General features: G+C 66.2%; 10 protein-coding genes. 6 read left to right on the top strand and 4 right to left on the bottom strand.

Going from position 1 to position 12,458, the window contains the following annotated elements:
• Positions 1-60: 60 nt before the first annotated feature.
• The 4 genes from secA to AT700_RS22865 all read left to right on the top strand — a co-directional run bounded on the left by secA (position 61) and on the right by AT700_RS22865 (position 5,929).
• Positions 61-2,811: a preprotein translocase subunit SecA gene (gene secA / locus AT700_RS22880; RefSeq protein WP_003112752.1), complete on the top strand. Its 2,751-nt coding sequence runs from the start codon at positions 61-63 to the stop codon at positions 2,809-2,811.
• A gap of 146 nt (positions 2,812-2,957) precedes the next feature.
• On the top strand, positions 2,958-4,175 hold the full coding sequence (argJ, locus tag AT700_RS22875; protein WP_003110156.1) for a bifunctional glutamate N-acetyltransferase/amino-acid acetyltransferase ArgJ: 1,218 nt from the start codon (positions 2,958-2,960) through the stop codon (positions 4,173-4,175).
• A gap of 120 nt (positions 4,176-4,295) precedes the next feature.
• Complete coding sequence (locus tag AT700_RS22870) at positions 4,296-4,931, top strand: glutathione S-transferase family protein (protein WP_019372143.1); 636 nt, start codon at positions 4,296-4,298, stop codon at positions 4,929-4,931.
• Between the two features lie 50 nt (positions 4,932-4,981).
• Entirely contained in the window at positions 4,982-5,929 is a 948-nt protein-coding gene (locus tag AT700_RS22865) for a Nudix family hydrolase (protein WP_003094090.1), read from the top strand.
• A gap of 70 nt (positions 5,930-5,999) precedes the next feature.
• On the opposite strand, the gene AT700_RS22860 is transcribed toward AT700_RS22865, so the two are convergent.
• From AT700_RS22860 to AT700_RS22845, 4 genes are read right to left on the bottom strand one after another with little or no spacing between them, the layout of a single operon-like run.
• Positions 6,000-6,578, bottom strand: a complete 579-nt coding sequence (locus tag AT700_RS22860; protein WP_003106516.1) for a cob(I)yrinic acid a,c-diamide adenosyltransferase — start codon at positions 6,576-6,578, stop codon at positions 6,000-6,002.
• 4 nt (positions 6,579-6,582) lie between these two features.
• Complete coding sequence (locus AT700_RS22855; RefSeq protein WP_003106517.1) at positions 6,583-8,679, bottom strand: sensor histidine kinase; 2,097 nt, start codon at positions 8,677-8,679, stop codon at positions 6,583-6,585.
• Between the two features lie 50 nt (positions 8,680-8,729).
• The gene (locus tag AT700_RS22850) at positions 8,730-9,641 is read right to left on the bottom strand and encodes a putative 2-dehydropantoate 2-reductase (RefSeq protein ID WP_003110160.1); all 912 of its coding nucleotides are present in this window, start codon (positions 9,639-9,641) and stop codon (positions 8,730-8,732) included.
• 36 nt (positions 9,642-9,677) lie between these two features.
• A complete protein-coding gene (locus AT700_RS22845) occupies positions 9,678-10,778 on the bottom strand; it encodes a response regulator (RefSeq protein WP_003106524.1) in 1,101 nt (366 codons plus the stop codon).
• Between the two features lie 103 nt (positions 10,779-10,881).
• Here AT700_RS22845 and AT700_RS22840 point away from each other — a divergent pair, with 103 nt between their 5' ends.
• Entirely contained in the window at positions 10,882-11,361 is a 480-nt protein-coding gene (locus AT700_RS22840; protein WP_003094081.1) for a YajQ family cyclic di-GMP-binding protein, read from the top strand.
• 232 nt (positions 11,362-11,593) lie between these two features.
• Positions 11,594-12,430: a mechanosensitive ion channel family protein gene (locus AT700_RS22835; RefSeq protein ID WP_003094078.1), complete on the top strand. Its 837-nt coding sequence runs from the start codon at positions 11,594-11,596 to the stop codon at positions 12,428-12,430.
• Positions 12,431-12,458 lie beyond the last annotated feature (28 nt).

The following is a 12,458-nucleotide window of genomic DNA, read 5'->3' as shown; positions in this document are numbered from 1 at the left end:
CGGCACGGGCCGCCGGATGGGTGAGCCTTCCATTCCCCACGTGTGGATGACCAAGTCGATATGTTTGCGCCTTTGTTGAAGAAACTCTTTGGAAGCAAGAACGAGCGTGATGTAAAGCGCATGGCCAAGGCTGTACAGGCCATCAATGCGCTCGAGCCCCAGATGGTGGCGCTCTCCGACGAGCAGTTGAAGGCGAAAACGGCTGAATTCCAGCAGCGCTACGCCAAGGGCGAAACGCTCGACCAATTGCTGCCCGAAGCCTTCGCCGTGGTTCGCGAGGCTGGCAAGCGGGTGATGGGCATGCGCCACTTCGACGTCCAGCTGATCGGTGGCATGACCCTGCACGACGGCAAGATCGCCGAAATGCGTACCGGCGAGGGCAAGACCCTGGTGGGCACCCTGCCGGTCTACCTCAACGCGCTGTCCGGCAAGGGCGTGCACGTGGTCACGGTGAACGACTACCTGGCGCGCCGCGACGCCAACTGGATGCGCCCGCTGTACGAGTTCCTCGGCCTCAGCGTCGGCGTGGTCACTCCCTTCCAGCCGCCGGAAGACAAGCGCGCCGCCTACGCCGCCGACATCACCTACGGCACCAACAACGAATTCGGCTTCGATTACCTGCGCGACAACATGGCCTTCAGCCTGGACGACAAGTTCCAGCGCGAGCTGAACTTCGCCGTGGTCGACGAAGTGGACTCGATCCTCATCGACGAGGCGCGTACCCCGCTGATCATCTCCGGCCAGGCCGAAGACAGCTCCGAGCTGTACATCAAGATCAACAAGCTGATCCCGCGTCTCAAGCGCCAGGTCGAAGAGGTCGAGGGCAAGCCGACCGAGGAAGGCCACTACAGCATCGACGAGAAGACCCGCCAGGTCGAACTCAACGAGCAGGGCCACCAGTTCATCGAGGACCTGCTGAGCCAGAACGGCCTGCTCGGCGAAGGCGAGAGCCTCTACTCGGCGCACAACCTGAGCCTGCTGACCCACGTTTACGCAGCGCTGCGCGCGCACACCCTGTTCCACCGCAACGTCGAGTACATCGTCCAGGGCGACCAGATCCTCCTGATCGACGAGCACACCGGCCGCACCATGCCTGGCCGTCGCCTGTCCGAGGGCTTGCACCAGGCCATCGAGGCGAAGGAAGGCCTGCCGATCCAGGCCGAGAGCCAGACCCTGGCCTCCACCACCTTCCAGAACTACTTCCGCCTGTACAACAAGCTGGCCGGCATGACCGGCACCGCCGATACCGAGGCCTTCGAGTTCCGCCAGATCTACGGTCTCGACGTGGTGGTGATCCCGACCCACCGGCCGATCGCGCGCAAGGACTTCAACGACCTGGTCTACCTGACCCAGGAAGAGAAGTACGCGGCGATCATCACCGACATCAAGCAGTGCCAGGCCCTCGGCCGGCCGATCCTGGTCGGCACCGCGTCGATCGAGAGTTCCGAGTACGTTTCCAAGCTGTTGCAAGAGGCAGGCATCGAGCACAAGGTGCTCAACGCCAAGTACCACGAGAAGGAAGCCGAGATCATCGCCCAGGCTGGCGCGCCCGGTTCGGTGACCATCGCCACCAACATGGCCGGCCGCGGTACCGACATCCTCCTCGGCGGCAACTGGGAAGTCGAAGTCGCGGCCCTGGAGAACCCCACCGAGGAGCAGATCGCCCAGATCAAGGCTGAATGGCAGAAGCGCCACCAGCAAGTGATCGAGGCGGGCGGCCTGCACGTGATCGCCTCCGAGCGCCACGAATCCCGCCGGATCGACAACCAGTTGCGCGGCCGTGCCGGTCGTCAGGGCGACCCGGGTTCCAGCCGCTTCTACCTGTCGCTGGAAGACAACCTGATGCGGATCTTCGCCTCCGACCGGGTGAAGAACTTCATGAAGGCGCTGGGCATGCAGTCCGGCGAGGCGATCGAGCACCGCATGGTGACCAACGCCATCGAGAAGGCCCAGCGCAAGGTCGAAGGGCGCAACTTCGACATCCGCAAGCAACTGCTGGAATTCGATGACGTAGCCAACGAGCAGCGCAAGGTGATCTACCACATGCGCAATACCCTGCTGTCGGCAGAGGACGTGGGCGAGACCATCAAGGAATTCCGCGAGGAAACCCTCAGCGCCACCATCAACCAGCACATTCCGCCGCAGTCGCTGCCCGAGCAGTGGGACATCGAAGGCCTGGAGGCTGCGCTGTACAGCGACTTCGCCGTGCGCCTGCCGATCCAGCAGTGGCTGGACGAAGACGACAAGCTGTACGAGGAAACCCTGCGTAGCAAGATCCTCGAGCAGATCGTCGCCGCCTACTACGAGAAGGAAGAGCTGGCCGGCGCCGAAGCCCTGCGCGCCTTCGAGAAGCAGATGCTGCTGCGGGTGCTGGACGACCTGTGGAAGGACCACCTGTCGACCATGGACCACCTGCGGCACGGCATCCACCTGCGTGGCTACGCGCAGAAGAATCCTAAGCAGGAATACAAGCGCGAGTCCTTCACCCTGTTCCAGGAGCTGCTGGACTCGATCAAGCGCGACACCATCCGCGTGCTGTCCCACGTCCAGGTCCGTCGCGAAGACCCGGCCGAAGAGGAGGCCCGCCTGCGTCGCGAGGCGGAGGAACTGGCCAAGCGCATGCAGTTCCAGCACGCCGAGGCTCCCTCGATGGAGCAGGCCGTGGCCGGCGAGGAAGAAGAGCTTCCCGAGGGCCCGGCTCCGGTCGTGCCGCTCGAGCCTGTGCGCAACGAGCAGAAGATCGGCCGCAACGAGCCTTGCCCGTGCGGTTCCGGCAAGAAATACAAGCACTGTCACGGGCAGCTGGACTAAGCTTCCCGCCTGGTTCACCAACGCCGCGACCGGTCCTGCCGCTCGCGGCGTTTGTTCGAATTGGCGCCAGCCCGGCGCCGATGCGTTTTCCGTCACGCCGTCGCAGACGGCATCGAGTCCACTGTTTGGTAAAGGAGCGCGTTCCCATGGCTGTCGGTCTTGGCCCCCTGTCCACCCTGCACCCGGTCCCCGGTTTCGAACTCGGCATCGCTTCCGCCGGCATCAAGCGACCGGGGCGCAAAGACGTGGTGGTCATGCGCTGCGCCGAAGGCTCCAGCGTGGCCGGGGTGTTCACCCTGAACGCGTTCTGTGCCGCGCCGGTGACCCTGGCCAAACAGCGTTTCCTCGGTGAGGTGCGCTACCTGCTGACCAATACCGGCAACGCCAACGCCGGTACCGGCGAGGCCGGCCTCGCCGCCGCCGCGCAAACCTGCGCCAAGCTCGCCGAACTGGCCGGGGTCGCCGAGACTTCGGTGCTGCCATATTCCACCGGGGTGATCGGCGAGCCCCTGCCGGTGGCCAAGATCGAGGCGGCGTTGCCTGCGGCCCTGGCCGACCTGGCCGAGGACCGCTGGGCCGAAGCTGCCGCGGGGATCATGACCACCGATACCCTGCCCAAGGGCGCCAGCCGCCAGTTCGTGCACGATGGCGTGACCGTGACCGTCACCGGGATCAGCAAGGGCGCCGGGATGATCAAGCCGAACATGGCGACCATGCTCGGTTATATCGCCACCGACGCCAAGGTCGCCCAGGGCGTGCTGCAGGATCTGTTGCGCGACGCCGCCAACAAGTCCTTCAACCGCATCACCATCGACGGCGATACCTCCACCAACGACTGCTGCATGCTGATCGCCACCGGTCGCGCGGCGCTGCCGGAAGTCACCCAGGCCAGCGGCGCGCTGTTCGCCGCGTTGAAGCAAGCGGTACTGGAGGTTTCCATGGAGCTGGCCCAGGCCATCGTTCGCGACGGCGAGGGCGCGACCAAGTTCGTCACTGTTCAGGTCAACGGCGGCGCCACCCACCAGGAGTGCCTGGATGTCGGCTATGCCGTGGCCCACTCGCCGCTGATCAAGACCGCGCTGTTCGCCTCCGACCCGAACTGGGGACGCATTCTCGCCGCGGTCGGACGTGCCGGCGTGGCCAATCTGGACGTGAGCAAGATCGACGTGTTCCTTGGCGACGTCTGTATCGCCAGCCGTGGCGGCCGGGCGGCCAGTTACACCGAGGAACAGGGCGCGGCGGTGATGGCCCAGGCCGAGATCGGCATCCGCATCGAACTGGGACGCGGCACCTGCAGCGAGACCATCTGGACCACCGACCTGTCCCACGAATACGTGAAGATCAACGCAGAGTACCGCACCTGAAGCCAGGCATTCCGATCCTTCATCGATGGATGAAAATCGGGAATTTGCCATCGGTCCGTGCGCCTCTTAAGTTCTCTGGTGCATGGCCGTCCGCGTCGGGCGGCCGAAGAGGAGAGGCGCATGGCCCTGACCATCGTGATTGGCAATCGCAATGACTCGTCCTGGTCGCTGCGGGGCTGGCTGGCCCTGCGCATGAGCGGGGCGGCGTTCGACGAGATCCTCGTCCCGCTGGGGCGGCCCGATACCCGGGAGCGGATCCTGCAATATTCGCCGACCGGCAAGGTGCCCTTGCTGAAAAGCGAGGATGGCGACATCTGGGATTCCCTGGCCATCGCCGAGTACCTCGCCGAGCGCTTCCCCGAGGCCCACCTGTGGCCGCGCGGCGAGGCGGCGCGGGCGCTGGCCCGTTCGGTTTGCGCGGAAATGCACAGCGGTTTCGCCGCGTTGCGCGGCGAGCTGCCGATGGACCTGCGGCGCCAGCAGCTATTGGTGGAATTGTCCGAGGCGACACGACAGGATATTCAACGTATCTGCGAAGCCTGGGCGGATTGCCGGCGGCGCTTCGGCCAGGACGGTCCGTTCCTGTTCGGCCACGCCAGCCTGGCGGATGCGTTCTACGCACCGGTGGCGGCGCGTTTCCGCAGTTATGCGGTGGAGTTGCCGGATATCGCCCGGACCTATGTCGAGACGATTTATCAGTGGCCTGCGTTCCGCGCCTGGTACGACGCGGCATTGCGCGAGCAGGCCGGTAGTTGATGGCCGTCCGCCGCTTGCGGTGCGTGACGGCAGTAGCGAGGAGATGATCCGTGAAACGAGTACATGTCGCCGCGGCCGTGATTCGTGGCTCCGATGGCCGGGTGCTGATCGCCCGGCGGCCGGAAGACAAGCACCAGGGCGGCCTGTGGGAGTTTCCCGGGGGCAAGGTGGAGGACGGCGAGCCGGTGCGCGCGGCGTTGGCCCGTGAGCTGGAAGAGGAACTGGGCATCCGTGTCGAGCGGGCCCGGCCGCTGATCCAGGTCCGGCACGACTATGCCGACAAGCACGTCCTGCTCGATGTCTGGGAGGTCGACGGGTTTTCCGGCGAAGCCCACGGCGCCGAGGGCCAACCGCTGGCCTGGGTGGAGCCGCGCGAGCTGGCCGACTACGAGTTCCCCGCCGCCAACGCGCCGATCGTCCAGGCCGCGCGCCTGCCGGCGCACTACCTGATCACCCCGGACGGATTGGAGCCGGGCGAGCTGATCAGCGGCGTACGCAAGGCGGTGGAGGCGGGCATCCGCCTGATCCAGTTGCGCGCGCCGAACATGTTCAGTCCCGAATACCGCGATCTCGCCATCGATATCCAGGGACTCTGCGCCGGCAAGGCGCAACTGATGCTGAAAGGCCCGCTGGAGTGGCTGGGCGACTTCCCGGCTGCCGGTTGGCACCTGACCTCCGCTCAACTGCGCAAATACGCCAGCGCCGGTCGGCCGTTCCCCGAAGGGCGCCTGCTGGCCGCCTCCTGCCACGACGCGGATGAACTGGCCCTGGCTGCCTCGATGGGAGTGGAGTTCGTCACTCTTTCGCCGGTACAGCCGACCGAGAGCCATCCCGGCGAGCCGGCGCTGGGTTGGGACAAGGCCGCCGAACTGATCGCCGGCTTCAACCAGCCGGTCTACCTGCTGGGTGGCCTCGGTCCGCAGCAAGCCGAGCAGGCTTGGGAGCATGGAGCCCAAGGCGTGGCGGGTATCCGTGCGTTCTGGCCGGGCGGCCTTTGACGGTGGAATGAAGAAAAAAGGAGGCTTCAGCCTCCTTTTTTTCGTCTCGATGCCGAGCCCTCGCTCGCCGTCAGTCCGGTTTTGCCGCCGCCTCCCAGAGAATCTCCGCCACGCCCTGGCGCCGGGCGATGGCGCGGGCGGCGACGAACAGCAGGTCGGAGAGCCGGTTCAGGTAGCACAGGCCGACGCCCTCCAGCGTTTCCTCCTGGTCCAGCGCCTGGCAGCGCCGTTCGGCGCTGCGCGCCAGGCTGCGGCAGACATGGGCCTGGGCGACCAGGCGGGAACCGCCGGGGAGGATGAAATTCTTCAGCGGGCCCAGCTCGTCGTTCCAGCGGTCGATGCAGCTTTCCAGGCGTGCCACTTCCGTCTCGTCCAGGGCCCGATACTCCGGCATCGCCAGCTCCCCGCCGAGGTCGAACAGGCGGTGTTGCACCGGCGCCAGCGCCTGGACGATCTCCTCCAGGCCGGGATGTGCGCCACGCGCTTCCAGCAGCTCGGCAAGGAGCAGGCCCAACTGGCTGTTCAATTCGTCCACCGCGCCGATCGCCTCGATGCGTGGATGGCTCTTGGGCACCCGGCGTCCGCCGGCCAGGCCGGTCTCGCCGCGGTCGCCGGTACGGGTGTAGATCTTCGACAATCGATTGCCCATGGATTCAACCTTCCTCTTCGTCGCCCCGCCGCAGGCTGCTACCGGGTTGCGGCAGAGCGGGCGGCAGGGCCTTGGCTTGTGCCGGGGCGACCGCTTCGGAGCTTTCCAGCGGCAGGCGGATGCTGAAGCAGGTGCCGCGGCCCAGTTCCGAGCGTACTTCCATCTGGCCCTTGTGATTGTTGGTGATGATGAAATACGAGACGGACAGGCCGAGACCGGTGCCCTGGCCGACTTCCTTGGTGGTGAAGAACGGCTCGAAGATACGCTTGCGCACCAGTTCGGGCATGCCGCTGCCGTTGTCTTCCACCTGGACTTCCGCCCAGGGCGGCGTCAGGCGCGTGCGCAGGACGATCCGGCCCTGTTCGCCTTCCTCTTCGTCGTCGCGCTGGTGGATGGCCTGGGCGGCGTTCTTCAGCAGGTTGAGCAGGACCTGCTCGACCTCGTTGGCGATCACCGGCACCGGGCCGAGGTTGGGGTCGAACTCGTGGACGATCTGCAACGACTTGAAGTCGAAGCCTTCGGCCAGGTCGAAGTCGTTACCGGCGATTTCCACCGCCTGTTCGAGCAGTGCGGGCAGTTCGCAAGCGGTCATCTGCCGGTGGCTGCGGCGGCTGAAGGCGAGCATGTGGGTGACGATCTTCGCTGCCCGCGAGCCGGCGTGCTGGATGCCTTCCAGCAGGCGCGGGATGTCGCGGCCATCGAGGTAGTGATTGATGTCTTCCAGCGGCACTCCGACCTCGGCCGCCAGCTCGACGTTCTTCGCCAGCTCCGGGGACAGGCGCCGCTTGATGTTCTGCACGTTGTGCAGGATCGCGCCGAGCGGGTTGTTGATCTCGTGGGCCATGCCGGCGGCGAGGCTGCCGACCGAGAGCATCTTCTCCGATTGCACCATCACTTCTTCCAGGCTCAGCCGCTGGGTGATGTCGTCGATGCGGATCACCGCGCCGCGGCCGGTGCCGCCCATCAGCGGGTAGAAGGTCAGGGCGTAGTGGCGTGGCGTGTCGATCAGCGCCCAGGTGACCCGTTCGACACGCTCCACGCTGTGCTTCTCGGCAGCCCGGGTGAGCTGCGGAAGGAACGGCTTGAGCGAGGGAAAGGCGAGGAACACCGGCTGGTTGACCGCATCGTCCAGGCTGGTGCCGGAAAGCTGGCTGGCCTCCTGGTTCCACTGCGTGACGTAGAGTTGCTCGTCCACCGCGATCAGCGCCGAAGGCATGGAGTCGATGATGCTGTTGAGGTAGTGCTGGAAACCGGTGAGCTTCTTCTCGATCTTGCTGCGCACCTGCACTTCCAGTTCCAGCTTGCGGTTCGAGCGGCGGGTTTCCTCGGCCAGGCTCTGGGCCTGCTCGACCGCTTCCTGGGCATCGTCGCGGGCGCGCTTGAGCTGCTGCTCGCGGGCCTCGATGCGGGTCAGCATGGTGTTGAACGCGTCGGCCAGGCGGCCGATCTCGTCGCCGTTGCCGCGCTGGGCGCGGAGGGCGTAGTTCTCCTCGCGGGTGACCTGCCGCGACAGTTCCTCGAGATCGCGGATCGGCCGGGTGATCAGGCGGCGTATCTGCTGCGCCACCAGCAGCCAGAGCAGCACGCTGACGCCGAGGATCGCCAGGCTGGCGGTGAGGGTTCCGGTGTAGAACGCGCTTGGCAGTTCACCGCTGGCCACCAGCAGCAGGTAGCCGGGGCGGGCGTTTTCCTGGGGCAGTTCGATCAGCGCATTGAGGCGGTACTCGCCGCGCCTCCAGTGCTCCAGGCGGTCCAGGCGGGCCGGCAGCTTGAGGGTGTCGCCGCGTTGCAGGTCGGCCAGCATCAGCCCATTGCTGTCGTACAGGGCCGCGGCGCGCAACGGCTGGTAATCGTTGAGCTGGCGCAGCAGGACCTCGGCGGTCTGCGGCGAACTGAGTGCCGGCTGGCTGAGCGCCGGGTTGGCGATCAGCCGGCCGATGGTCTGCATCGCCTGGGGGGCGACGCTCTCCTGGGAAATCCAGTAGGCGGCGCTGATGAACGCCAGGTTGGCCACCAGCAGCACGGTAGCCAGCAGGATCAGCAGGGCGGCGAGCAGTTTCTGCCCTACGGGCAGGTTGTCGAGGCGCTGGCGCAGGTTCATGGGCTCTGGCGGTCCGCGGCGAAAAGGAATGGCGGGCAGGGTAACGCGCTTTAGCGGTCGGGCAAACCGCGCTGGCGCAGATGGGCCTGGAGGCGGGCGAGCAAGGTTCCCAGGCGCGGCAGCGGTAGTCCCAGGCGCTGCCCGTGCTGGCAGGCGTAGCCGAGCAGGTAGCCGATTTCCGTGCGCCGGCCGCGGGTGACGTCCTGATGCATCGAGGAATAGTTGGCCGCGGTGGCGTCGATCACCGCCCGGACATCCTCCAGCAGGCTCCTGGCGGCGGCGTCGTAGCCGCTGGCGTGGAGCAACTGGCCGAGTTCGTCGCAAAGCGCGGCGATCTCTTCCGGGTGCTGCCGCAGGCCGCCGTTGCGGCAATCGTGGAGGACGGTCAGCGGGTTGATCGCGCAGTTCAGGGCCAGCTTGCGCCACAGCCGTTCGAGGATGTCGTCGCTCCAGCTGTGCGGAATCCCGGCCTGGGACAGCTGCGCCAGCCAGGCGGGGGCGCTTGTGTCGCGCGGATCGCCGAGCCAGGTGTGCCCCCGGCCGGCGAAGACCACGCGGAAATCGCCATCGCGGAACGCGCCTTCGGTGCTGGAGGCGAACAGGCAGCGGCTGCGCGGCAGGCGGGCGGCGACCGCCTGCTGGCTGCCCAGGCCGTTCTGCAGCAACAGCAGTTCGGCGTTGCCGGCCAGGCGATGGGCCACGCTGGAGGCGGCTTCCTCCGCGTCGTAGGCCTTGCAGGCCAGCAGCAGGCGCTGGATGGGTTGCCCGCCGTCCGGGGTTTCCGCGGCGATCGGGTAGAGGCTGGCCTGGCCGTCTTCCACCAGGCTCAGTCCGCCGGCCTGTTGGTAGCGGCGCAGGCGCTGGCGGTCGCGCAGGATCAGGCGGACGGGCAGGCCGGCGCGCCCGAGGCGCGCGGCCCAGAGGCTGCCGAGGCTACCGGCGCCGAGGATATGCCAGGTCATGGTGGCTACTGCGAATGGCTGACGATAGGGCGAAGTCTAGCGCAGTGCCGGTAGCCGGCAGGTTGCGATCCTGCCGCTGGCATAGGCATCGGGCAACAGGGCCTCGGTGCGCTGCAGCAGTTCGTCGATGCCCAGCGGCAATGCCCCGCTGTCGAGGCCGAGCATGGCGATGCCGGCTTTCAGGCTGATGAAGCCTTCGCTGGTCTTGAAGGCCTTCAGGTTGAGCCCGTCGTGCAGCCGCTTGAAGCTGCTCGACGAGCATTCGTGCAGGTCCTCCACCAGGGTGATCAGGGCGAAATGCTGCTCGTCCAGGCGCACCAGCACGTCCAGCGGCCGGACCAGCTGTTGCAGGCGCCTGGCCACGCCGAGCAGCAGCTCGCGATGGAAGGCCTCGCCGTGCCGCTGGCGCAGGACCGGTGCCTCGGGCATGCCGACCAGCAGGTAGCACAGCGCTCCACCGCGGGTTTCCACCTGGCGCAGGCTGTCGGCCAGCTTCTGGCGCAGGTAGCGGGGATTGCCGAGGCCGGTGAGGGTATCCACCAGGTTGCGTTCTTCCATCCGCGCGATGTTTTCGGTGAGCAGGCGGTTTTCCACCAGCAACCGTTGCAGGGTGTTGCACAGGCGGTCGGCTGCGTAGATGCGCGGCACCAGTTGCTCGTTCATTGCGGCCTTGCTGACGAAGTCGTCGACGCCGCGGTCGAAGGCCTCGCCGAGGACGTTCTCGCCTTCCTTGCCGGTGAGCAGGACGATGTAGGTGTAGTGGTTGATGCTTTCGTCCAGTTGGCGGACCCGGGCGGTCAGTTCCAGGCCGTCCATCTCCGGCATCAGCCAGTCGGCCAGGAGCACGCTGACCGGGCGTTGTTCGAGCTGCTGCAGGGCCTCGCTGGCGCTGCTGGCGAAGCGGATGTCCTGGTAGCCGGCCTGGCTGAGGGCGCGGCCGATCATGGCGCTGGAAAACTTGGCGTCGTCGACGACCAGGATGCTGAGATCGGGGTTGGGCATGAACGGACTCGAGAAGAGGATGGGCGCCGGTACGCTGCCGGCAAGGGCCCGGTTCGTCGCGGGAGGCCGGGTCCCGGCCGCGGTCGCGCGCGCCATCGGGAAGAAATCGTCGGTCTCCGCCACACCGGCGGGCATTCGCTCGCGAGGGCTCGGTTATAATGGGCGGGCATTTTTTACCGTCAAGCCAGGCGCGGTTCCGTCTGTGAACCCTGTCGCGCCGTCCATCTGGAGAGATGACATGCCTTCGTTCGACGTGGTGTCCGAACTGGACAAACACGAGTTGACCAACGCCGTGGACAACGCCATCAAGGAACTGGATCGCCGTTTCGACCTGAAAGGCAAATGCAGTTTCGAAGCCAAGGACAAGTCGGTGACCCTCACCGCCGAAGCCGATTTCATGCTCGAGCAGATGCTCGACATCCTGCGTTCCAACCTGGTCAAGCGCAAGGTCGACAGCCAGTGCATGGAGATCAAGGATGCCTACCCGTCGGGCAAGGTGGTCAAGCAGGAAGTGAACTTCCGCGAGGGCATCGACAAGGACCTGGCGAAGAAGATCGTTGGTCTGATCAAGGAGCGCAAGCTCAAGGTCCAGGCCGCCATCCAGGGCGAGCAGGTGCGCGTCACCGGCAAGAAGCGTGACGATCTGCAGGAGGCCATCGCCCTGCTGCGCGGCGAATCCCTCGGCATGCCGTTGCAGTTCACCAACTTCCGCGATTGACGAGGTTTTTCGGAACCTCTCGCCATCCCGGGCATCGCAATAGGGAGTAGCGCCGCCGCGACCTCTCCCGCGTTGTCCGCCCCTGTCGGCGCAGCGTCGGTTCGTCCGTGCTGCGCCGATTCGTATCCAGGCCCGGAAACGTCGCCCCACGGCGTCCGGGCAGGAATCTGCAAGCCCGTCCCGTTTCCGTTGCGGAAGGGAGGGGTGTTTTTTCGAGAAATGGAGGTAATGCATGGAATTGAACTACGACCGACTGGTGCAGCAGACCGAGTCCTGGCTGCCGATCGTGCTGGAGTACAGCGGCAAGGTCGCCCTGGCGCTGCTGACCCTGGCGATCGGCTGGTGGCTGATCAACACCCTGACCGGCCGGGTCGGCGGCCTGCTCGCCAGGCGCAGCGTCGACCGCACCCTGCAAGGCTTCGTCGGCAGCCTGGTGAGCATCGTCCTGAAGATCCTGCTGGTGGTCAGCGTGGCTTCCATGATCGGCATCCAGACCACCAGCTTCGTCGCCGCCATCGGCGCCGCCGGCCTGGCCATCGGCCTGGCCCTGCAGGGCAGCCTGGCTAACTTCGCCGGCGGCGTGCTGATCCTGCTGTTCCGCCCGTTCAAGGTCGGCGACTGGATCGAGGCACAGGGCGTGGCCGGCACCGTGGATTCGATCCTGATCTTCCACACCGTGCTGCGTAGCGGCGACAACAAGCGGATCATCGTGCCCAACGGGGCGCTGTCCAACGGAACGGTGACCAACTACTCCGCCGAGCCGCTGCGCAAGGTGATCTTCGACGTCGGCATCGACTACGACGCCGATCTGAAGAATGCGCAGAACATTCTCCTGGCCATGGCCGACGATCCGCGGGTTCTGAAGGACCCGGCACCGGTGGCGGTGGTTTCCAATCTCGGCGAAAGCGCGATTACCCTGTCCCTGCGGGTCTGGGTGAAGAACGCCGACTACTGGGACGTGATGTTCATGTTCAACGAAAAGGCCCGCGACGCGCTGGGCAAGGAAGGTATCGGCATTCCCTTCCCGCAGCGGGTGGTCAAGGTTGTGCAGGGCGCGATGGCCGACTGAGGTCCGTGCGATCCACGAAAAAGGCCGG

The sequence above is a fragment of the Pseudomonas aeruginosa genome (genome assembly GCF_001457615.1).
GTDB classification, from domain to species: domain Bacteria; phylum Pseudomonadota; class Gammaproteobacteria; order Pseudomonadales; family Pseudomonadaceae; genus Pseudomonas; species Pseudomonas aeruginosa.
The sequence above is the reverse complement of the archived record's forward strand: the minus strand, read 5'-3'. Positions and strand labels throughout refer to the sequence as shown.

Bases quoted from the DNA above. Each gene is read 5' to 3' on its own strand.
- secA (WP_003112752.1), top strand. From the start codon at position 61: ATGTTTGCGCCTTTGTTGAAGAAACTCTTTGGAAGCAAGAACGAGCGT.
- argJ (WP_003110156.1), top strand. From the start codon at position 2,958: ATGGCTGTCGGTCTTGGCCCCCTGTCCACCCTGCACCCGGTCCCCGGT.
- AT700_RS22870 (WP_019372143.1), top strand. From the start codon at position 4,296: ATGGCCCTGACCATCGTGATTGGCAATCGCAATGACTCGTCCTGGTCG.
- AT700_RS22860 (WP_003106516.1), bottom strand. From the start codon at position 6,578: ATGGGCAATCGATTGTCGAAGATCTACACCCGTACCGGCGACCGCGGC.
- AT700_RS22855 (WP_003106517.1), bottom strand. From the start codon at position 8,679: ATGAACCTGCGCCAGCGCCTCGACAACCTGCCCGTAGGGCAGAAACTG.
- AT700_RS22850 (WP_003110160.1), bottom strand. From the start codon at position 9,641: ATGACCTGGCATATCCTCGGCGCCGGTAGCCTCGGCAGCCTCTGGGCC.
- AT700_RS22845 (WP_003106524.1), bottom strand. From the start codon at position 10,778: ATGCCCGCCGGTGTGGCGGAGACCGACGATTTCTTCCCGATGGCGCGC.
- AT700_RS22840 (WP_003094081.1), top strand. From the start codon at position 10,882: ATGCCTTCGTTCGACGTGGTGTCCGAACTGGACAAACACGAGTTGACC.
- AT700_RS22835 (WP_003094078.1), top strand. From the start codon at position 11,594: ATGGAATTGAACTACGACCGACTGGTGCAGCAGACCGAGTCCTGGCTG.